The following is a 22,593-nucleotide window of genomic DNA, read 5'->3' on the forward strand; positions in this document are numbered from 1 at the left end:
GTACCGATGCAAGTATTAGCATTGCGAAAACAAATGACATTACTGTAGGGGAAAACGGATGTGCAACACTTGTTGTTGGAGATCTAGTGACCTATACCTTTACTGTGAAAAATTCTGGTAATGTGAGTTTGAATAATGTGAATGTAGTTGATAATCATATTGGCTTATCTGCTATCGCATTGATAAGTGGAGATACCAATAACAATAGCATTCTAGAAGTTACCGAAACTTGGGTTTACACTGCAACATACGCTGTGAATCAGACCGATATTGACAATGGTAGAATCACCAACCAAGCTTCTGTTAATGCGGCTACTCCTGATGCGTCAAGTGTAACGGCACAATCAAATAACAATATCCCGGATGTGATTACTATTTGTACCGATGCAAGTATTAGCATTGCGAAAACAAATGACATTACTGTAGGGGAAAACGGATGTGCAACACTTGTTGTTGGAGATCTAGTGACCTATACCTTTACTGTGAAAAATTCTGGTAATGTGAGTTTGAATAATGTGAATGTAGTTGATAATCATATTGGCTTATCTGCTATCGCACTGATAAGCGGAGATACCAATAACAATAGCATTCTAGAAGTTACGGAAACCTGGGTTTACACTGCAACTTATGCGGTAAATCAATCCGATATTGACAATGGTAAAATAACTAACCAGGCTTCTGTTAATGCGGCTACTCCTGATGCATCAAGTGTAGCGGCACAATCAAATAACAATATCCCAGATGTGATTACTATTTGTACCGATGCCAACATTAGTATTGCGAAAATAAATGACATTACTAAAGGAGAAAACGGATGTGCAACACTTGTTGTTGGAGATGTGGTAACTTATACTTTTACTGTGAAAAATACCGGTAATGTGAGTTTGAATAATGTGAATGTAGTTGATAATCATATTGGCTTATCTGCTATCGCACTAATAAGTGGAGATACCAATAAAAATAGCATTCTAGAAGTTACGGAAACCTGGGTTTACACTGCAACATACGCTGTAAATCAATCCGATATTGACAATGGTAAAATAACTAACCAGGCTTCTGTTAATGCGGCTACTCCTGCTGCGTCAAGTGTAACGGCACAATCAAATAACAATATCCCAGATGTGATTACTATTTGTACCGATGCCAACATTAGCATTGCGAAAACAAATGACATTCCTATAGGAGAAAACGGATGTGCAACACTTGTTGTTGGAGATCTAGTGACCTATACCTTTACTGTGAAAAATACCGGTAATGTGAGTTTGAATAATGTGAATGTAGTTGATAATCATATTGGCTTATCTGCTATCGCATTGATAAGTGGAGATATCAATAACAATAGCATCCTAGAAGTTACGGAAACCTGGTTTTATACTGCAACTTATGCGGTAAATCAATCCGATATCGACAATGGTAAAATAACTAACCAAGCTTCTGTTAATGCGGCTACTCCTGACGCCTCAAGTGTAACGGCACAATCAAATAACAATATCCCAGATGTGATTACTATTTGTACCGATGCCAACATTAGCATTGCGAAAATAAATGACATTACTATAGGAGAAAACGGATGTGCAACACTTGTTGTTGGAGATGTGGTGACCTATACCTTTACTGTGAAAAATACCGGTAATGTGAGTTTGAATAATGTGAATGTAGTTGATAATCATATTGGCTTATCTGCTATCGCATTGATAAGTGGAGATACCAATAACAATAGCATTCTAGAAGTTACGGAAACCTGGGTTTACACTGCAACATACGCTGTCAATCAATCCGATATTGACAATGGTAAAATAACTAACCAAGCTTCTGTTAATGCGGCTACTCCTGATGCGTCAAGTGTAACGGCACAATCAAATAACAATATCCCAGATGTGATTACTATTTGTACCGATGCCAACATTAGTATTGCGAAAACAAATGACATTACTATAGGAGAAAACGGATGTGCAACACTTGTTGTTGGAGATGTGGTGACCTATACCTTTACTGTGAAAAATACCGGTAATGTGAGTTTGAATAATGTGAATGTAGTTGATAATCATATTGGCTTATCTGCTATCGCATTGATAAGTGGAGATATCAATAACAATAGTATTCTAGAAGTTACGGAAACCTGGGTTTACACTGCAACTTATGCGGTAAATCAATCCGATATTGACAATGGTAAAATAACTAACCAGGCTTCTGTTAATGCGGCTACTCCTGATGCGTCAAGTGTAACGGCACAATCAAATAACAATATCCCAGATGTGATTACTATTTGTACCGATGCAACTATTAGCATTGCGAAAACAAATGACATTACTATAGGAGAAAACGGATGTGCAACACTTGTTGTTGGAGATGTGGTAACTTATACATTTACTGTGAAAAATTCTGGTAATGTTAGTTTGAATAATGTGAATGTAGTTGATAATCATATTGGCTTATCTGCTATCGCATTGGTAAGTGGAGATATCAATAACAATAGCATTCTAGAAGTTACGGAAACCTGGGTTTACACTGCAAATTATGTGGTAAATCAATCCGATATTGACAATGGTAAAATAACTAACCAAGCTTCTGTTAATGCGGCTACTCCTGATGCGTCAAGTGTAACGGCACAATCAAATAACAATATCCCAGATGTGATTACTATTTGTACCGATGCTAAAATTACTGTTACTAAAGATGGAATTTATGTTGATACAAATAACGATGGAATTACAAATGTAGGAGATCATATTAATTACAGTTTTGTAGTAACTAACACTGGAAATTTGACCCTTTCGAATATAATTGTAACTGATAATCGAGTAACGGTTATTGGTGGTCCTATTACATTAACTGCTGGTATGAGCAATGGAACTGCATTTACGGCTAGCTACACCGTAACCCAAGCAGATATTGATAAAGGTTACGTTTATAACTTGGCAACAAGTACTGGAACCCCACCATCCGGAGATCCTGTAAGCGCTACCTCTACAGACCCAACCCCCTGCTCTAGCTGTCCAGTTGATCCAAGTTGTACAGATTGTACAATAACTCCTTTAACACAAACGCCAAGTCTTACAGTAGATAAAATTGCCACTCCTGACAGTAACTATACTTTTGTAGGAGATGTAATAAATTACACAATTCAAGTAACTAACAGTGGTAACTTAATTTTACATAAAATTGAAATAAAAGACCCTTTAACTGGATTGAATGTGACTATTGAGAGTTTAATTCCTGGGGCATTCCAAATCTTTAATGTAAGTTATACGGTAACTAAAAACGACCTAGTTGTGGGTTCTGTTACAAATATTGCAACAGCAACTGGATTGACACCGAAAGATGTGCCGGTAAATGCTACCGACACTGAAGTAGTTGATAAATCAGAAGTATTTGGCTGTAGAAGTATCTTAGTCCATAACGCCTTCTCTCCTAATGGAGATGGAATTAATGAATCTTTTGTTATTGACAATATTGATGATACAGATTGCTATCCTGATAATACAGTTGAAATATACAACCGTTGGGGAGTACTTGTTTTTGAAACCAAAAACTATAGTAACACAAGCAATAACTTCAATGGGTATTCAAGTGGTAGAACAACAGTAAGCCAATCATCAGGACTACCATCTGGAGTTTATTTCTATATCCTAAAATATACTTCAGTTGATGACCTAGGAAATACCCGAGTTAATCAAAAAGATGGTTATTTATACCTAACGAGATAAAGTATTAATGACATTAGTATTAATGATTTAAACGTTATTACTCTTAAATGGAGAAAAAACATATATTTTTTAATCTGACCTGCCGAACTAAAAAATAACTCGTTCGAAAGATAATTTATCTAATAAATATCTACTATGAAAACAATTATATACACAATCGTTTTACTGTTTACTACAATTGTGAGTCTAGCCCAGCAAGATGCTCAGTTCACACAATATATGTACAACACGATTAATATCAACCCTGCTTATGCAGGATCCAGAGGTGCTTTAAGTATTTTTGCGCTTCATCGGGCTCAATGGGTTGGGTTAAATGGTGCACCAGTTACCAATGCGTTATCAGTAAACACACCTTTAAAAAATAGCCGCGTTGGACTGGGGTTAACCATAATAAATGACAAAATAGGACCTGTTCAAGAGAATATGATCTCAGGAGATTTTTCATACACAATACCAACCTCTGATCAAGTTTCTTTATCATTTGGTATAAAAGCCACAGCAAACTTATTTGATTTAGACGTAGCCAAATTAAACCCTGTGGATGACGACCCTGCCCTACATGACTACAACAATAAATTTTCTCCTAATATTGGTGTTGGTGTTTATCTGCATTCACAGAAGGCTTATGTGGGATTGTCCGTTCCTAATTTTATCGAAACCAACAGGTATGATGATAATGAAGTTGCTATTTTTAAAGAAAAAATTAATTATTATTTAATCGCGGGATATATTCTCGACTTAAATAGTACTCTAAAATTTAAACCTGCTTTACTAACTAAATTAGTAGAAGGAGCTCCACTACAGGTAGATCTCTCAGGAGCTTTGATGTTCAATGAAAAATTAACGATCGGTCTATCCTATCGATGGAGTGCCGCTGTTAGTGCTATGGTTGGATTTCAAATTTCTGATGCCATATATATTGGCTACGGTTATGATTTAGAAACTACACGCTTAGATAACTACAATTCGGGATCACACGAAATATTTTTACGATATGAATTATTCAAAAATAATGATAAAATAACTACTCAAAGATTTTTCTAAAAACTTCTATGAAACCGCTAATTCAAATAGTAATAACTTTAGTTAGTTTGATTTACATTAATATGTATAGTCAAAGCACGACCTTGAATACTATAGATAGTGCAATTAAGTTTAAAAATCAAAAAGATACTACATCTGAAATACCTATAAAGACTCGAATAGTGAAATCATATTATGTCGAAGAGAAAGTAAATATGAAATTTGGAGGTTATACAACAACGTATAAAGTTTCTAAACTAAGCATGGTAAACAAATATGATTTAGGGCCAAATAATACTAGGGTCGTTACTCCTACATATGTAAATGTTTATGTAACTCCTGAACATTTGAAAAAATTAAAATTAGACTCCATTAATGCAATTTCAAAACCGATTGTTGTAAAAAAAACAAAAATAGCATCACAAGATTTAAAAATTAATAAAGCTGCGGTACTTCCAAAACCCCCAAATTTAAAAAAAAACGAAGTATCAATTAAAAATTCTGCACCCGTATTACTATCAAAAAGCGTAGTTGCAAATATACCTGAACCTATAATAAATAAAGAACAAAATTATCAGGAAGCATTAAATTCAAGTGCAGCAAAAAATTCAACAGGATTAGCTAAAAATAAATTAGAAGAATTACAAATCAACAATCCGGTTAAAACTACTATTAATACCTCAATTACTGTAAATAAGCCCAGTGGTGTTGCTTATGTATATTATTTAAAAACATATGAAAGAATTGCTGAAAAAGGATATCGATCCGAAGAGATGCTAAAGAAAATCGGGAATGCTTTTTTTTATGATGGTGAGTATGAAAAGGCGGCAAAATGGCTAGGCGAGTTATTTGAACTGAAAACTATTTTAGAACCTGAGTATTACTATAGATATTCTAAATCATTATCTGTTATTCATGAAAATGAAAAAGCAGAACGAATGATGGAGCTTTTTAAGGAAAAACAAAGATAAAATTCGTCAATTAATAAATTATAAATTATGAAAAAGAGTCTACTTCTGTTAATATTCCTTTTCTGTTTTATTTCGCACAACATCTACTCACAGCTTGCATCAGAATATATTGCAGATAAAAATCAGGACAGTTACGTAAGTGTTGATGTTTTAAAAACTTATGAAAGAGTCTCTGATAAAGGATATAAATCCATAGATATGTTAAAAAAACTAGCTAATGCTTCTTTTTTTAATTCCAATTTTATAGAAGCAGCCAAATGGTATGATCAATTATTTTCAATGACTTCTGATTTTGAAACGGTATACTATTATCGCTATGCACAATCTCTAAAATCAGTTAATAATCCAAAAAAGGCTGATGAAATGATGAAAATATTTATAGAAAAATCGAAATAAAGGAATATAAAAAACGAAAATTAATTGATTCATTATAAAAACAATTATTATGAAAAATAAAATACTTTTTTACATAGCTATAATAAGCGTTTTATCAATCAGCATGTATTCACAAGAAGCTAGAGTAGCGAAAGCAGAAAAAAAATACGATAACTATGCTTATGTAGATGCTATAAAAACATACGAAAAGCTTGCTAACAAAGGCTATAAGTCTGCCGATATGTTTAAAAAATTGGGAAACGCATATTACTTTAATGCAGAACTTGAAGATGCCGCTAAATGGTATACCGAGTTATTTACTATGGAGGCAGAAATCGAACCAGAATATTACTATAGATATGCTCAAACATTAAGATCCATTGGCGAAAATAAAAAAGCAGATGAAATTATGGTCAAATTTAATGCTTTTGCACAAAATGATGATAGAGGAAAACTGTTTATGGAAAATAGAGATTATTTGTCGGAGATAAAAGCAAACTCTGGCAGATATGACATTGAACCAACTTCTCTTAGCACCCCTTATTCTGATTATGGAACGGCTATTTATTTAAATAAATTAGTATATGCTTCAGCAAAAGATACCGGCAGTATACAACAAAGAAAACACTCTTGGAATAATCAATATTTCACTGATTTATATACTGCTGAGTTAGGAGATGAGATGGTAGTAGGTAAAACGGCTAAATTTGATAAATTAGTAAATACTAGGTTTCATGAATCTACTGCCGCCTTTACCAAAGATGGAAAAACGATGTATTTTACCCGTAATAATTTTAATAAAGATAAAAAAGGTTTTGATGGTAATAATATCACACTTATAAAAATATATAAAGCCACTTTTGAAGATAATAAATGGATAAATATTACTGAACTTTCTATCAATAGTGACAATTATAGTAACGCTCACCCAGCCCTAAGTCCAGATGAAAAAACGTTATATTTTGCTTCAGATATGCCTGGTACAGTTGGTTTATCTGATATATTTAAAGTAGCGATAAATGAAGATGGTAGTTTAGGCAATCCCGTTAATTTAGGAAATTTGATAAATACGGCGGGGAGAGAAACATTTCCTTATACCAGTGCTGATAATGAACTTTATTTTTCTTCTAATGGACATCCTGGTCTAGGAGGTCTTGATGTATTTGTCTCTAAAATAAATTCCGAAGGCAACTTTAATAAAGTACAAAACGTAGGTGCTGATATTAACTCTCCGCTAGATGATTTTGCCTACATGATTGATTCTAAATCAAGACGTGGTTTTTTTAGTTCGAACAAAGACGGAGGTCAAGGGTTAGATGATATCTACCGTTTCCTCGAAACAAGGAGGCTAACTTGCGAGCAAGAACTCTTTGGAAAAATAACAGACATTGAAACTCATGAAGTATTATCAGATACTAAAATAACTGTTTTTGACAACATGTTTAATGAACTAGGAACAACACAATCAGACAAAGACGGAAACTATTCTTTAATAGTGGAATGCGACATGAAACTATATGTGCGAGCTGAAAAAATGGATTATACCACCAAGGAAGTGAAAGCAACTACCTTAGATGAAAACGGAAAAACAGAACTAAATATTGAGTTAGAAAAAGCCCGATGCAAAGTGGTTGTAGGCGATGATTTAGGGAAATGTTTCGGGATTACAAATATTTATTTTGATTTCGATAAATCCGATATCCGCTATGAAGCAGCTATTGATTTAGAAAAAATATTAGATGTATTGATAGAGTACCCAGCGATGAAACTAGATATCCGTTCGCATACTGACAGTCGAGGATCTTCAAAATATAATGAGGCTTTATCAGACAGAAGAGCAAAATCGACTATCAATTGGCTTATAAAAAATGGTGTAGCTAAAGACCGATTAACCGCTAAAGGATATGGGGAATACAAACTCATAAACAAATGTATTGATGGCGTAGAATGTACTGAAAAAGAACATCAACTAAACAGACGTAGTGAATTTATAATTACGGACTTATAAAAAAAAACCAAGGTATCATTTAATACCCTGGTTGTTTCAAACCAAACAAACTTAATAATTTTAGTTAATGTGTCCTTGAAGAATTTAAGATTAATAGAAAACTACTAAATTAGGTACATAATGTAAATTTGCGCTCATAATTTAGTAGTTTAAGTTTAAAGTAGATTGTGGGGCAAAATTCTTTAAATATGGTTTTAACAATTATCTAATTCTTTTCGAATATAAAAACAATTCCGTTAAAACAACAAAAATAATCGACAAAATACATAGTATTTAAAATAAAATAGTATTTAACTTACTTTATTGTTCTTTTTTAAGTTGCAGGTAAATAAAAAAGACTGAAGTAGGCTAAATAGAAATAATAGTATAAATAAATTTATCTTTCTACCCTTGTTAGATCAAATATTTAAAGGCCATCGCACACAAAATACCCAGCCCAAAACTCAATAAAGTCCCTATCAAGATATATTCAGTAAGTTTGACATCCTTAGACTCTTTAAGGTCTCCAAATCTGAAAATAGATTTGGCTGCCAATAAAAAACCGATTCCTTCCCAAAAATTAATTACCACAAAAAAGAAAATAAACAAGCGTTCCAGAATCCCAATAAATTTTCCAGCATTATTTGTGTCATCCCTATTATTTTTAGTGATTTGATCACTCCATTTGGACAGTAATAATTTTAAAACTATTGCGCTCACATAAGTTACCGTGATTAAGGCTGTAAATAACGCAAGGCTTTGGGTTGAATACAGTATTTCAAAGTCAATTTCGTACGGATAATAATTACGCACCACGGCTGCAATCACTGACAAGTGTAATATTTGGTCGATAAAAAACCATGTTTTTAGCGTTTTCTTTTTCTCGAAATATAATTTGGCACAATCAATAGTAAAATGACTTCCAACAATAACAAACAATGCAAAGAGGTATTCTTTATTAAATTTTGTGATCAACAATAAGAGTACAAAATGCACTAACAGATGAAGATATAGGTATTTTGATTTTATTTTATTTTTCTTTTTATCCTTAACCCAAGATGTGGGCTGCAACAAAAAGTCACCTACTAAGTGAGCTAAAACAAGCATGAAAGATAATTCTACCATTGGTTTTTAATTTCTTGTTTATAATATTCAATCACATTTTTTAACTCCTCATACCCTGCCCTCTTAAGGGATGCACTTATCGAACTTTGGCTTTTTCTATTTAAAGCAAGAGCCAATTCCTTTTGATTAACACCTGGATTTTCTAACGCTTTTTTTATGATTTCGGCAGAGGTCGTGGTCCAATTATCAGCAAACAAAACAATTAATTGAAAGATAATCGTAAAATTCTCATTAAATCCAGACCAAGGCGATTGTATTCCCAAAGTCTGCTTTTTTAATCTTTCAAAGCATTCCCCTGAGTTTACAAAAGCAATTCCGTTAGATTCTGTTACCTTGTCAGCAGTATAATCGACGGTGCCTATTCCTATTGCAATACGCACATCTAGTTTTTTGTGTTGTTTGATGGTGGCCTTGATTAATAAGGCGATTTCGACTGTATCAATAGGATCGACAAGCAACTGAAAACTGTCACCTCTATATATTTCCCAATGCTTGGGTTCATTTCCGTAGGTGCTTAAAATGCCTTTTAAATCCCCCATCCATAATGCCGAAGCTACTTTTCTAGAGTTTATTATATCACCAGTGATTACTGCCTTCATATCTTGAAATTTTAAGCAAGATACTAAAAATATCGCTTAATATAACGATATATTATATTATCGTTAAATAAAGCGATAATATATATAATCGCCTTATTAGACGATATAGTAAATTATCGTTTAATTTACATTTTTCGTGGGGCAAATTACAAATCATTATGATCAGCCTAAATAAAAAAATAATAAAGGACATTATTGTCCGTTATTATTTTTTTTTACTACTTTTGTGCTATATTTTATTTAGATCAAGTACAAATAACATTACTTGGACTTTAAAATTATCAGAATAATATTTTAACAAAAAAGCGAAACTTTTGTTTCACACAAATTAAACACCCAAACTCATGCAAAAAGCATCTCTATTTGAAAACCTAGAATTTAATGAAACTAAGGTTGCAGTAAGCGTATTATTAAAAACTTCTAACTCTAGCGAAGTACGGATTTTACTAAAAAAAGATCAAGTGATGAAGGAGCACCAAGCACCATTTCCGATAGTTATTGAAGTTTTTGATGGCGTCATACAATTTGGAGTCAACGGAGAAAACCAAACTCTTAATCGAGGAGATATAATCTCGTTAGACGCCTCAGTTCCTCATGATTTAAAAGGTATTTCTGATTCCATAATCCGTCTTACAATCCACAAGAATGATACTATTGAACGCATAAATTCTATAAAATAATATAAAAAACAAAATGAAAAAAACTTGGTTAGCATTTATAAGTGTGGTGGTAATCTCATTTATAGTCCTTATTGGTGTTGGTGTAGAAGTGTATCAAACGCAACCTCCAATTCCAGAAAAAGTAATCATAAAAGGAACCGGAGAAATAGTTTACACAAAAGAAGACATACAAATTGGTCAAAACGTATGGGAATCCATTGGCGGAATGGAAGTTGGTTCCATTTGGGGACATGGGAGTTATGTAGCACCCGATTGGACTGCAGATTGGATCCACAAAGAAGCCGTCTTCATGCTAGACACTTGGGCAAAAGAATACAACATGCCTTATTCTGAATTGGATGTTGAAAAGAAAGCGGCTCTAAAAGCACGTTTGATTCAAGATATTAGAACCAATACATTTGACGAAACAACTAAAACAATTAGTATTTCACCAGAACGTTTAAACGCGATTAATGAAAACATAACGCATTATACAAAAATTTTTTCAGAAGGTAAAGAAGAGTACGCTATTCAAAGAGGCGCTCTAACAGATACTAAGAAATTATCACAATTGAATGCCTTTTTATTCTGGACTTCTTGGGCGGCAAGTACAAACAGACCGAATGAAGATTATACGTATACCTCAAACTGGCCACACGAACCTTTAATTGACAATAATATTACGGATAGTTCTATTATTTGGTCCGGTTTATCTATCGTTTTGTTGTTATTATTTATTGGAATATTGACTTATTACTATCTTCTTAATCATGAAAAAGGAGATTTATTAACCAAGCCTGAATCGGATCCTTTAGAGAATATGAAATTATTGCCTTCGCAAAAAGCCGTATTAAAATATTTCTTAATCATTTGTTTCTTAATCGCATTACAAGTTGTTTTAGGGATATTAACGGTGCATTATACCGTTGAAGGACAATCTTTCTTTGGTTTCGAATTATCACAATATTTACCTTATTCTATTACGCGAACTTGGCATACCCAATTGGCGGTTTTCTGGATTGCTGCAACTTGGTTGGCTACCGGATTATTCTTAGCGCCAATGATTTCGGGTAAAGAAATCAAAAACCATATTTTAGGAATTAATTTCCTTTTTATAGCCTTATTAGTTATCGTTTTGGGTTCTATGTTTGGTGAGTGGTTGGGAGTACACCAATTTTTAGATTTAACGACTAATTTTTTCTTTGGACACCAAGGATATGAATACATGGATTTAGGCCGTTTCTGGCAGATATTATTGGGTGTAGGTCTTGTTTTATGGGTATTTATGGTTAGTCAACACATTTTGTTTGCTATTCGTAAAAATGATAATTCTAAATCATTGTTAATCATATTACTGATTTCGGTTATGGCAATCGGAATGTTCTTTTTCTCTGGTTTAATGTATGGAGAAAACAGTAGTTTACCTGTAATTAATTACTGGAGATGGTGGCTGGTTCACCTTTGGGTTGAAGGTTTCTTTGAAGTTTTTGCCACGGTTGTTATCGCTTATATTTTCTCTCAATTAAAGATTATTTCTGCTAAGACGGCTGGTAGAGTTTCGGTAGCATCGGCTACTATCTTTTTGGCTGGTGGAATTTTGGGAACTTTACATCATTTGTATTTTTCTGGAACACCGGTAAAAGCAATTGCTCTTGGTGCTACGTTCAGTGCGTTAGAAGTGGTGCCTCTTACTTTAATGGGTTTTGAAATTAGAGAAAACTGGAGTCATTTAAAAAGCACTCCTTGGATGCAAAAATACAAATGGCCTATTTTCTTCTTTATCGCAGTCGCTTTTTGGAATTTCTTAGGAGCTGGAGTATTCGGGTTTATAATTAATCCGCCTATTGCTTTGTACTATATTCAAGGATTAAACACAACTGCAGTTCATGCTCATACTGCACTATTTGGAGTTTATGGAATGTTAGGAATGGGATTCATCTTAATTTGTTTGCGTTTTTATTCTGATAGAGTTTGGGAAGAAAGTAAATTGAAAAAAGCGTTCTGGGCATTAAATATTGGTCTTATCGCAATGGTAGTGTTGAGTTTATTGCCAATAGGAATTATTCAAGCATATACTTCTATCACAAAAGGATATTCGTTTGCAAGAGAGTCTGAATTGTTATATTCACCTACAATCCAAACATTAAAATGGATGAGAATGATTGGAGATATTATTTTTTCAGTGGGTATTTTTTACTTCTGTTGGTTTACAGTAAGTGAAACTATTTATAATTTAAAGAGAAAAAGTATTTAGTTGTTATAAACATTGACTCATAAATAAAGCCTGTTAGAAGATGTGAAAATCTTTTTACAGGCTTTTTTTAAAGCATAATTTAGGCATTCTGCAAATTTATAAAACGACTCATTTTCTAAATTCCCAATTAAAAACTATCTTCGTCTTTTTAAAAGAATAAAGAAATTCGAAGAAAATGTAAAGAGTTCTGAGGTCTATATTCTATTCTCTTGATTCTGTTTTCTAAAAAACCCAAATGAGCAATCTCCTACTTACTCCTATCGAATACCTAAAAGGCGTTGGCCCTAACCGTGGCGAATTGTTACGAAAGGAACTAGGGATTCATAAGTACAAAGATCTAATCAATTTGTACCCGAACCGCTACATTGACCGAACGCGTTACTACAAAATCAACGAGCTGCAAAACAATGTTGCCGAGGTACAAATCATTGGGAAAATCATCAATATCAAAACTGTCGAATTTGGTAAGGGCAAGAAACGTCTCGTTGCCACTTTTGTGGATGATACAGGCCAAATGGAATTGGTATGGTTTCAGGGACAAAAATGGGTTCGGGAATCGTTGAAACTAAACGAAATTAGCGTAATTTTTGGAAAATGTACTTCTTTTAACGGCGCATACAATATGGCGCATCCTGAAATCGAAGCGATGAGCGAGCACGAAAAAAGTTTGCGTTCTGCAATGCAAGCTGTCTATCCTTCGACAGAAACGCTGAACAATCGCGGAATTTCAAATCGGGTAATCAATAAATTAATGCAGCAGCTGTTTCTAGAAACCCAAACCTTATTTACAGAAACACTTCCGGATTATCTATTGCAGGATTTACAATTAATTCCTAAAAAAGCAGCCTTATTCAACATCCATTTTCCCAAAAGCGCAGAAGCTTTGGCAAAAGCCCAATTCCGATTAAAATTTGAAGAATTATTCTTTATCCAATTGCAATTAATCACTAAAAATCTAGTTCAAAAACACAAAATAAAGGGACATCCGTTTACTAAGGTGGGCGAACTTTTTAATGATTTCTACCAAAATCACCTGCCTTTTCAGCTCACCGGAGCTCAAAAAAGAGTGATTAAAGAAATCAGAACAGATATGGGAACTAACGCCCAGATGAACCGATTATTACAAGGTGATGTAGGATCTGGGAAAACGATTGTGGCTTTTATGAGCATGTTACTAGCACTTGATAATGGCTTTCAAGCTTGCTTGATGGCTCCCACAGAAATCTTGGCCAACCAGCATTTTATCGGGCTTTCAGAATTAGCTAACAAATTGAATATAAATATAAAAATACTGACTGGTTCAACTAAAACTTCAGCCCGAAAAATTATTTATGAAGAGTTAGAAAATGGAAGCTTACAAATCCTAATCGGAACACATGCTTTATTGGAAGACAAAGTGAAATTTCAAAATTTAGGTTTAGCTGTAATTGACGAACAGCACCGTTTTGGGGTCGAACAACGTTCTAAATTGTGGAAGAAAAACGAAATTCCACCACACATTTTAGTAATGACCGCAACTCCTATTCCGCGAACGCTGGCAATGAGTTTGTACGGTGACCTCGATATTTCGGTTATTGACGAACTGCCTCCGGGCCGGAAACCCATTCAAACTGTACATCGTTTTGACAGCAACCGTCTGAAAGTTTGGAAATTTATTCGAGATGAAATCGGTTTAGGACGCCAAATATATATTGTTTATCCGCTGATACAAGAATCAGAAAAAATGGATTTCAAAGATTTAATGGATGGTTATGAAAGTATTTCTCGTGACTTCCCTTTGCCAGATTATTCCATTTCTATTTTGCACGGAAAGATGAAACCAGCCGATAAAGACGCTGAAATGAAACGTTTTTCGGATGGGAAAACCAATATAATGGTTGCTACAACCGTAATTGAAGTTGGGGTAAATGTTCCTAATGCCTCAGTAATGATTATCGAAAGTGCTGAGCGCTTTGGACTCTCGCAACTCCACCAACTGCGCGGTCGTGTGGGTCGTGGTGCTGATCAGAGTTACTGCATCCTGATGACGAGTCACAAATTAAGTTCTGACAGCAAAACTAGGATGGAAACCATGGTGAGTACTAATGATGGATTTGAAATTGCCGAAGTTGATTTGAAACTTCGCGGCCCAGGAAACCTCATGGGAACTCAGCAAAGTGGTGTACTTAACCTTCAAATTGCCGATATTGTTCGCGACAGAGATATTTTGGCCTTAGCCAGAGAGAAAGCGATAAAAATCCTAACCGTGGATGCCCCTTTACAAAAACCAGAACACGCTACTTTAAGAAGTGTTTATATCGAGTTGACTAAAAAGAAAAACATTTGGAACTACATCAGTTGATTCCTTTTTTATAAAATTTGACTTTTTTTCAAATCCAATTAAACCTTTGCCCTTTTTTACGGTCTTATGTCAGAGACTTTCAGTCTCTGGAAAACTTATTTGCTAGAATTTTCAGTTTTATTATTTGATAGAATTCCCTAATCGTTAGTAAATGAACGCTTAGGAGTTTTTATGTGCTATTTTCGAAATAGTTGTATGTACAACTGTTAAATAAAAACAAACCTATTATTTATTCCAATTGTAAAACCTAAATTTGTCATTTAACAAAAAATATTGAAAACTAATCCTACTTCATAAAAATAAACATGAAAATAAAATACATCGTTTACGGCTTACTCATTGTTGGTTTTGGTGCCTTTATAAGCTACCGAATAATCGAAAATAAAGGAGATTCAAAAGCAAACAACAGCAAATCAGGAAAACCAGCGGCGATGCGTTTAGCTGGAATTGTAGTTCAGCCTCAAACTTTTGAAAATAATTTATCCCTTTCTGGTTCTATTGAAGCAAATGAGCAGGTAGAAATTCGTTCTGAAGTTTCCGGTATTGTAGAAAGCATCAACTTTCAAGAAGGAAGTAATGTTAGTAATGGACAATTACTTTTTAAAGTAAACGACAGAGAATTAAGAGCCCAATTGAGTCAGGCAAATACTAAGGAAAGTTTAGCATCAGAAAATGAAAGACGAGCCAAACTTTTACTGGCAAAAGAAGCTATCAGTCAAGAAGAATATGATGTTGCTAGAGCAGAATATGCTTCGATGAAAGCACAAAGCCAGTTAATAAAGGCGCAAATTGCCAAAACGGCTGTAAGGGCTCCGTTTTCAGGAAGAATTGGGTTGCGTTCTATTTCTGTGGGAACCTACATCACCCCTGCTGTGTTAGTGGCTAATTTAGTTAATATTGGGAAGTTAAAAATCACTTTTTCGATTCCTGAAAAATATGTAAATGAACTAAAAAACAAAACTACTTTGAGTTTCAAAGTAGCGGGATCTACTGAAAAATATACTGCTACTGTCTATGCAATTGAACCTTCAGTAGAGATTTCGACTAGAACCTTAAAAGTTCGTGCCATTGCCGAGAATAAAGATGGAAAATTATTACCAGGTACTTTTGCAGATGTTGAATTACCACTAGCTGTTATCAAAGACGCCATTGTAGTACCAACACAAGCTATAATTCCGGTTCAAAACGGAAAAAAAGTATTTATTTCTGATTTTGGCAAAGCCAAAGAAGTCATGGTCGAAACGACTACAAGAACAGATGCTTCACTCTTGATTTTATCTGGACTAAAAGCAGGAGATACATTAATCACAACAGGTGTTATGTCTTTGAAAAATGAAACTCCCGTTAAAGTAATCATCAAGTAATTTAAAGTTATTTAGAAAGGAGAAATTATTAGCATACTCCTAACCCCATAACAATATTTTATTAATCCCACAAAAAATGAGTTTATCTACATTAAGTATAAAAAGGCCAGTATTGACTATTGTTATGAATTTAGCAATTGTACTATTTGGTATTATAGGATATTCCTATCTTGGCGTTCGTGAATTTCCCTCGATAGATCCTGCGCAGGTTTCGATTAGAACTAATTATACGGGTGCCAACTCTGATATTATTGAGTCCCAAATCACGGAACCTTTAGAAAAAGCGATTAATTCCATCGACGGAATAAGGAACATAACTTCCTCTAGTTCTCAGGGAAGCAGTTCGATAACTGTAGAATTTAACTTGGATAAAAACCTTGAAGAAGCCGCAAATGATGTTCGTGATAAGGTGTCGCAAGCCATCCGAAGTCTACCGCAGGATATTGATGCTCCGCCAGTAGTTTCTAAGGCTGATGCCGATAGTGATGCGATTATTTCCATGACCGTGCAAAGTGATACACGCAGCCCGCTAGAACTGAGTGATTATGCTGAGAATGTGATTTCGCAAAGACTAGAAACCATTCCTGGTGTGAGTGGTGTTCAAATTTGGGGACAAAAAAAATACGCCATGCGTTTGTGGATTAATCCTGTGAAACTAGCTTCCTATGGACTGACTGTAGCCGAAGTACGAACTGCATTGGGAAAACAAAATGTAGAGTTACCCTCTGGAAAACTGACTGGAGCTAACACAGAATTAACCGTAAAAACAGTAGGGAACTTATCTACTGCCGAAGAATTTAATAACATCATCATTCGATCTGAAGGAGAAAAGATTGTCCGCTTAAGCGATATTGGTTCTGCCGTTCTTGGTCCAGAAAATATTGAAACTAAATTAAGTCAGTCCGGACTTCCACTTGTTGGTCTGGCAATTGTTCCTCGTCCGGGTGCAAATTATTTAGACATTTCAAAAGCTTTTTATGAGCAATACGAAGACTTAAAAAAAGACCTTCCCAGTGATATCAAGTTAAATATAGCGCTCGACAATACTATTTTCGTAAAAAAATCAGTACTTGAGGTAGCTGAAACACTTGGAATATCTATATTCTTGGTAATTTTAATTATCTATTTATTCTTTAGAGACTGGGCGATTGCTTTCAGGCCATTAATTGACATTCCAGTTTCTTTAATAGCAACCTTTTTTATCATGTGGTTGTTTGGTTTCTCCATCAACGTTTTAACGCTTCTAGCAATTGTTCTTGCTACCGGTTTAGTAGTCGATGACGGAATCGTTGTAACCGAAAACATTTATAAAAAAGTAGAAGAAGGCATGTCGCCAATGGAAGCAGCGATCAAAGGCTCTAATGAGATATTTTTTGCCGTAATTTCGATCTCTGTTACACTAGCAGCAGTATTCCTACCAGTTATTTTCCTCGAAGGATTTGTGGGACGTTTATTTAGAGAATTTGGCGTCGTCATAGGTGCTGCCGTTTTGATATCGGCTTTTGTGTCCTTGACATTAACACCTATGTTAAATGCCTATTTGATGAAAGGCGGCGAGCAAAAAAAATCAAAATTCTATAATTTAACTGAACCTTATTTCCAAAAGCTAAACAGCACTTATGCCGATGCATTAGCTCGTTTTATGGATAAAAAATGGTGGAGCTTCCCTATCCTATTCGCTTGTTTTGGATTGATTTTTGTCTTTTATAATTTGATCCAAAAAGAGACGGCACCATACGATGACCGAAGCTCTTTGACGCTAAGAATGACAGCTCCAGAGGGATCTAGTTATGAATACACTGATCGTTTCATGCAGGAAATTTCGCGATTAGTTGATGATTCTATTCCAGAAAAAAAAGTAAGCTTAGTGATTACCTCTCCAGGTTTTGGATCATCGTCTGTAAATAGTGGTTTTGTGAGGTTGTCTTTAAAAGAATCCAGTGAACGCGAGTTATCTCAAGCAGAAATTGCGGAGAAACTTACTAAATGGACCAAACAATATCCAGATGCTAAAACATCTGTGACCCAGCAACCAACTATTGCTGTAAACAGACGTGGTGGTTTACCTATACAATACATAATTCAAACTCAAAGTTTTAGTAAATTAGAGGAGAAAATTCCGTTATTTATGGAAGAGGTAGATAAAGACCCTACTTTTTCAATGTCAGATGTAAACTTAAAGTTCAACAAGCCAGAGCTTAACGTAACTATTGATCGTGAAAAAGCAGAAAGCTTAGGAATATCTGTTATTGACATTGCACAAACCTTGCAACTGTCATTAAGCGGACAACGTTTTGGTTATTTTATGAAGTCAGGAAAACAATACCAAGTAATTGGACAATTTGATCAAGCAGATCGTTCAAAACCATTGGACTTGACTTCTATGTATGTTAAGAACAACAAAGGAGAACTAATTCAGATGGACAATATTGTAAGTATTGAGGAACAAAGCAAGCCACCGCAGTTGTACCACAACAACCGATTCATGTCTGCTACCGTTTCTGCAGGTCTTGCTCCTGGAAAAAGTATCAATGACGGAATTGACGCTATGGAAAAAATTAGAGCCAAAGTCCTTGACGATACATTCACAACTGATTTGGGCGGAGAATCAAGAGATTTTGTAGAAAGTAGTTCTAATACTACTTTTGCATTTGGACTAGCCTTATTATTAATATTTTTAATTCTAGCAGCACAGTTTGAAAGTTTTATCGATCCATTTATCATTATTTTAACCGTTCCTATGGCTGTTGCCGGTGCATTATTTTCATTATGGTTGTTTGATCAAACTTGGAATATCTTTAGCCAAATTGGTACCGTGATGCTAATTGGGTTAGTTACCAAAAACGGTATTTTGATTGTAGAATTTGCCAACCAGCTGCGAGAACAGGGCAAACCGAAACTAGAAGCCGTTCTTGAAGCTTCAGAGGCACGTTTAAGGCCTATATTGATGACCAGTTTAGCAATCTCACTTGGGGCATTGCCTATTGCACTTTCGCTTGGAGCTGCTTCTATAAGTAGAATTGGTATGGGAGTCGTTATTGTTGGAGGAACTATTTTCTCTTTAGTTTTAACATTATTTGTTATACCAGCACTATATTTTATGTGGTCTAAAGCTAAAAAACACTATCCTGAATTTGATCACATCGAAGAATATGAAAATGAAAGTAAATAATACTATGACAACTAAAACACTATTTCAAAGTATGTTAGTCTTCTTTTTGTGTATTCTAAACGGAAATGCACAAGAACTATTAACACTTAAAGATGCAGTACAAATAGCTTTAGAAAACAATTACGAGATTAAGATTGCCAAAAACGAATTAAAGATTGACGAAAGTAATGTCACGCCTGGAAATGCGGGAATGTTACCTAGTGCAACAGCTTCCATTACCAATAATAACAGTATTCAAAATCTTTCACAAACACGTGCAGATGGTACAGTAAACAGTCTAGATAATGCTAAAAACAACAGCCTAACTTATGGAGTGAGCTTAGGTTGGACTATTTTTGACGGCTTGAGAATGTTTGCGATGAGAGATCAACTACAAGAGTTACAAAAACTTGGTGAAAACCAATTGAAGCTTACGATCATTACAAAAATTAGCGATGTACAAGTGGCTTACTTTGATTTGGTACAGCAGCAACAGCAATTGATTGCGCTCGATAGTACCCTTGTTATTTCGAATCAAAGAGTAAGCTTGGCACATAATAGATTTACCATCGGGAAAGCATCAAAACTAGAAGTATTAAATGCGCAAGTAGACATTAATACTGATAAAGTAAGCCTATTGAGACAAAAAGAAAGATACATCAATGCTAAAATTTTACTGAATCAAATTCTAGCCAGAGATATTACTCTTGATTTTAAGGTAGCAGATAACTTTATCATGGAACAGCAATTAGATTTTACTGAATTGAAATCTTTGGCCGAACAACAAAATCCACAAGTGGCAGCTTTAATTATAAGTAAAAAAGTAGCAGAATTAGAACTCAAAAAAATAAAATCAGGTCGATACCCTACCGTAAGGCTAAACACAGGATATAACTTTTCTGATAGTGAGTCAAGTCTTGGATTTACAACACAATCGGCAGCTAGAGGTTTTAATTACGGCTTTACTGCTGCTTTGAATCTCTTTGATGGTTTCGCTCAAAAACGCAATGAAAAAATTGCAAACTTGCAAATTGACAATTCTAGTATTTTAATTGAGCAACAAAATCTAGAGTTAAATGCACAGCTAGCGACAGCGTATCAAACGTATGTGACAAATTTAGAATTAATTGAATTAGAAGAAAAAAATGAGGCTATTGCCAAACAAAATCTCAACATTACCTTAGATAAATTCCGAATTGGTACTATAACAACATTAGAGTTTAGAACTGCACAGTTGAATTATGTGAATGCTACAGTACGATATAGCAACGCACAATTTCAAGCAAAACTATCAGAAATTACTTTAAGAGAGTTGGCTGGAACTATTACCTTATAAATCCAACATTTTAGACTCAACAATATATCGATTTGTTTTCGAATTAATTTTGTTTAGTTTGTAGGATGAACAAGAGTGTCTAGTCCTACATAAATGATACAGATTATTAGATAAAAATATTTAATTAAACACTTGTAAAAACGTTTTTACAAGTGTTTTTTATTTTATTTATTCTCATTTTAAGTTGATTCTGTAAAGGCATTGATTTGGAGTTAGCATATGTTTCCACTAGCACAATTATTGAAATAATATATTGTGTAATTTTATCCTGTTGATTAAAATTATATCCTTTTTAACAAAGTAAGATTTAACTAATTAGTATATTTTCATTAAGTTTATAACTCTTTCTTTATAAACTATTTCTATGAATCGCAACTACATCAATCCTCCAGATTTATCGAGTGAAAAATCGTTAAAAACCTTAGTCGAAAATAGAACTGTTTACAATTTGAATCATTGTGAATTAAATCTGTTTGAAACGTACAAAGAATCACAATTAGTTCCTTTGAAATTCAATGATTTGGTAGTAACCAGCATGTTGCGAGGAAAGAAAGTAATGCACCTTTTTGAAGACCCAGCTTTTGAGTACTTGCCGGGTGAAACTGTAGTGATACCTTCTAATGTGGAAATGAAAATTGATTTCCCTGAAGCAACTAAAAATAATCCTACGCAATGTTTGGCATTAGCGATAGACCAAACCAAAATAAATGACACTTTACAGTTTTTAAATGAACGCTATCCCAAAGAAGGTCAAAATCAATTTTGGCATTTAAACTACCAGAATTACTACTTCTATAACAATGTAGAATTAGCCACAACCATCAATAAATTGATAAAAGAATGCATGAGTACTTCCATAACAAAAGACGTTTTAGCTGATTTGACCTTACAAGAATTGCTCATTAGAATTGTGCAGACACAAACGGCTAAATCTATTGAAGACGGTCTCTATTCAGATCCTAATAGCCCTATTACACAAGTATTAGAATACATCCGAGTAAATATTAAGGAGAATATAAGTCTCAAAAACTTGAGCGAAAAAGCTTGTATGAGTACAACCTCTTTTTATCGTTTTTTCAAAAAAGAATTAGGTATGACTCCAATAGAATTTGTGATTAGAGAAAAAATAAAATGTGCGAAGCAATTATTAAAAAATCCAGCGATTCAAATTAATGAAGTATGTCATTTATCTGGATTTGAAGATAGCAATTACTTTATTCGTTTATTTAAAAAACACGAAGGCATCACGCCAAAACAATACCAGTTGCTGTGCGTCAATTAACTTATTCAATATATTTCAAGGGTTCTAAATCTTTTTCTTCCTCTGGAGTAAAAATCCTATATTCGATTCGGAATGTCTTTTTCAATGGCGTTTCTAATGAAAATCCGCCTACTCCGAAAGCATCTATTACATCCAAAGTAAAGTGCGTATGTTTCCAATATTCGAATAAATCCTTGTCTACCCAAAATTCAGTATTTTCGATAGAGCCAATGCAAACATCACCCAGTCTTTGATAGAAACCGCCTTTTTCAAAACATTGCGGCTGCGTTCCTTCGCAACAACCTCCGGCCTGATAAAACATCAAGTCGCCGTGTTTTTCTTGCAATATTTTTATTAATTCTACTGCCTTTTCAGTTGCATCAATTCTTCTTATCATCTTTTTTTTTGTATAACGTGAATATTACTTCTGTATTTATTTT

Annotated in this window: 15 protein-coding genes; 12 read left to right on the forward strand and 3 right to left on the reverse strand. The window is 34.2% G+C overall.

What is annotated here, in order from left to right; genetic code table 11:
* The 5 genes from E0F98_RS12375 to E0F98_RS12395 all read left to right on the forward strand — a co-directional run.
* Positions 1–3,707, forward strand: a 3,707-nt coding sequence (locus E0F98_RS12375; protein ID WP_132111930.1) for a gliding motility-associated C-terminal domain-containing protein, incomplete at its 5' end; no start/stop codon positions are given.
* Positions 3,708–3,842: 135 nt separating this feature from the next.
* On the forward strand, positions 3,843–4,751 hold the full coding sequence (locus E0F98_RS12380) for a PorP/SprF family type IX secretion system membrane protein (RefSeq protein ID WP_132111932.1): 909 nt from the start codon (positions 3,843–3,845) through the stop codon (positions 4,749–4,751).
* 8 nt (positions 4,752–4,759) lie between these two features.
* Positions 4,760–5,701 carry a hypothetical protein gene (locus tag E0F98_RS12385; protein WP_165929316.1) on the forward strand — a complete coding sequence of 314 codons (942 nt, stop codon included), beginning with the start codon at positions 4,760–4,762 and terminating at the stop codon, positions 5,699–5,701.
* A 27-nt stretch (positions 5,702–5,728) separates the two neighbouring features.
* Entirely contained in the window at positions 5,729–6,097 is a 369-nt protein-coding gene (locus E0F98_RS12390) for a tetratricopeptide repeat protein (protein ID WP_132111936.1), read from the forward strand.
* Positions 6,098–6,146: 49 nt separating this feature from the next.
* Positions 6,147–8,084 (forward strand): OmpA family protein, encoded by a 1,938-nt coding sequence (locus tag E0F98_RS12395; protein WP_132111938.1) that lies wholly within the window; start codon positions 6,147–6,149, stop codon positions 8,082–8,084.
* A 393-nt stretch (positions 8,085–8,477) separates the two neighbouring features.
* On the opposite strand, the gene E0F98_RS12400 is transcribed toward E0F98_RS12395, so the two are convergent.
* Both E0F98_RS12400 and E0F98_RS12405 read right to left on the reverse strand, forming a co-directional pair.
* Complete coding sequence (locus E0F98_RS12400; RefSeq protein WP_132111940.1) at positions 8,478–9,188, reverse strand: DUF3307 domain-containing protein; 711 nt, start codon at positions 9,186–9,188, stop codon at positions 8,478–8,480.
* Positions 9,182–9,787 carry a transcriptional regulator gene (locus tag E0F98_RS12405; RefSeq protein ID WP_132111942.1) on the reverse strand — a complete coding sequence of 202 codons (606 nt, stop codon included), beginning with the start codon at positions 9,785–9,787 and terminating at the stop codon, positions 9,182–9,184. Before E0F98_RS12405 ends, E0F98_RS12400 begins: the two co-directional genes overlap by 7 nt.
* A gap of 344 nt (positions 9,788–10,131) precedes the next feature.
* Between E0F98_RS12405 and E0F98_RS12410 the strand changes: the two genes are divergently transcribed.
* The 7 genes from E0F98_RS12410 to E0F98_RS12440 all read left to right on the forward strand — a co-directional run bounded on the left by E0F98_RS12410 (position 10,132) and on the right by E0F98_RS12440 (position 22,174).
* Positions 10,132–10,467, forward strand: coding sequence for a cupin domain-containing protein (locus E0F98_RS12410; RefSeq protein ID WP_132111944.1), 336 nt, complete (start codon positions 10,132–10,134; stop codon positions 10,465–10,467).
* A 13-nt stretch (positions 10,468–10,480) separates the two neighbouring features.
* Entirely contained in the window at positions 10,481–12,700 is a 2,220-nt protein-coding gene (locus tag E0F98_RS12415; protein WP_207917106.1) for a nitric-oxide reductase large subunit, read from the forward strand.
* A gap of 235 nt (positions 12,701–12,935) precedes the next feature.
* Complete coding sequence (gene recG / locus E0F98_RS12420) at positions 12,936–15,041, forward strand: ATP-dependent DNA helicase RecG (RefSeq protein WP_132111947.1); 2,106 nt, start codon at positions 12,936–12,938, stop codon at positions 15,039–15,041.
* 305 nt (positions 15,042–15,346) lie between these two features.
* Entirely contained in the window at positions 15,347–16,405 is a 1,059-nt protein-coding gene (locus E0F98_RS12425) for an efflux RND transporter periplasmic adaptor subunit (protein WP_132111949.1), read from the forward strand.
* A 76-nt stretch (positions 16,406–16,481) separates the two neighbouring features.
* The gene (locus tag E0F98_RS12430) at positions 16,482–19,577 is read left to right on the forward strand and encodes an efflux RND transporter permease subunit (RefSeq protein WP_132111951.1); all 3,096 of its coding nucleotides are present in this window, start codon (positions 16,482–16,484) and stop codon (positions 19,575–19,577) included.
* A 4-nt stretch (positions 19,578–19,581) separates the two neighbouring features.
* Positions 19,582–20,892 carry a TolC family protein gene (locus tag E0F98_RS12435; RefSeq protein WP_132112122.1) on the forward strand — a complete coding sequence of 437 codons (1,311 nt, stop codon included), beginning with the start codon at positions 19,582–19,584 and terminating at the stop codon, positions 20,890–20,892.
* 364 nt (positions 20,893–21,256) lie between these two features.
* Positions 21,257–22,174, forward strand: coding sequence for an AraC family transcriptional regulator (locus E0F98_RS12440; RefSeq protein WP_132111953.1), 918 nt, complete (start codon positions 21,257–21,259; stop codon positions 22,172–22,174).
* A 1-nt stretch (position 22,175) separates the two neighbouring features.
* Here the strand turns inward: E0F98_RS12440 and E0F98_RS12445 are convergent, their stop codons facing one another.
* Positions 22,176–22,550: a DUF779 domain-containing protein gene (locus E0F98_RS12445; RefSeq protein WP_132111955.1), complete on the reverse strand. Its 375-nt coding sequence runs from the start codon at positions 22,548–22,550 to the stop codon at positions 22,176–22,178.
* Between the last annotated feature and the right edge of the window lie 43 nt (positions 22,551–22,593).

It is taken from the genome of Flavobacterium hiemivividum (assembly GCF_004349145.1).
GTDB lineage: Bacteria > Bacteroidota > Bacteroidia > Flavobacteriales > Flavobacteriaceae > Flavobacterium > Flavobacterium hiemivividum.

What these genes read in the sequence shown, in the direction of transcription:
- E0F98_RS12440 (WP_132111953.1), top strand. Translation starts at nt 21,257, where the DNA reads ATGAATCGCAACTACATCAATCCTCCAGATTTATCGAGTGAAAAATCG.
- E0F98_RS12430 (WP_132111951.1), top strand. Translation starts at nt 16,482, where the DNA reads ATGAGTTTATCTACATTAAGTATAAAAAGGCCAGTATTGACTATTGTT.
- E0F98_RS12445 (WP_132111955.1), bottom strand. Translation starts at nt 22,550, where the DNA reads ATGATAAGAAGAATTGATGCAACTGAAAAGGCAGTAGAATTAATAAAA.
- E0F98_RS12395 (WP_132111938.1), top strand. Translation starts at nt 6,147, where the DNA reads ATGAAAAATAAAATACTTTTTTACATAGCTATAATAAGCGTTTTATCA.
- E0F98_RS12415 (WP_207917106.1), top strand. Translation starts at nt 10,481, where the DNA reads ATGAAAAAAACTTGGTTAGCATTTATAAGTGTGGTGGTAATCTCATTT.
- E0F98_RS12405 (WP_132111942.1), bottom strand. Translation starts at nt 9,787, where the DNA reads ATGAAGGCAGTAATCACTGGTGATATAATAAACTCTAGAAAAGTAGCT.
- E0F98_RS12385 (WP_165929316.1), top strand. Translation starts at nt 4,760, where the DNA reads ATGAAACCGCTAATTCAAATAGTAATAACTTTAGTTAGTTTGATTTAC.
- E0F98_RS12425 (WP_132111949.1), top strand. Translation starts at nt 15,347, where the DNA reads ATGAAAATAAAATACATCGTTTACGGCTTACTCATTGTTGGTTTTGGT.
- E0F98_RS12400 (WP_132111940.1), bottom strand. Translation starts at nt 9,188, where the DNA reads ATGGTAGAATTATCTTTCATGCTTGTTTTAGCTCACTTAGTAGGTGAC.
- E0F98_RS12410 (WP_132111944.1), top strand. Translation starts at nt 10,132, where the DNA reads ATGCAAAAAGCATCTCTATTTGAAAACCTAGAATTTAATGAAACTAAG.
- E0F98_RS12435 (WP_132112122.1), top strand. Translation starts at nt 19,582, where the DNA reads ATGACAACTAAAACACTATTTCAAAGTATGTTAGTCTTCTTTTTGTGT.
- E0F98_RS12380 (WP_132111932.1), top strand. Translation starts at nt 3,843, where the DNA reads ATGAAAACAATTATATACACAATCGTTTTACTGTTTACTACAATTGTG.
- recG (WP_132111947.1), top strand. Translation starts at nt 12,936, where the DNA reads ATGAGCAATCTCCTACTTACTCCTATCGAATACCTAAAAGGCGTTGGC.
- E0F98_RS12390 (WP_132111936.1), top strand. Translation starts at nt 5,729, where the DNA reads ATGAAAAAGAGTCTACTTCTGTTAATATTCCTTTTCTGTTTTATTTCG.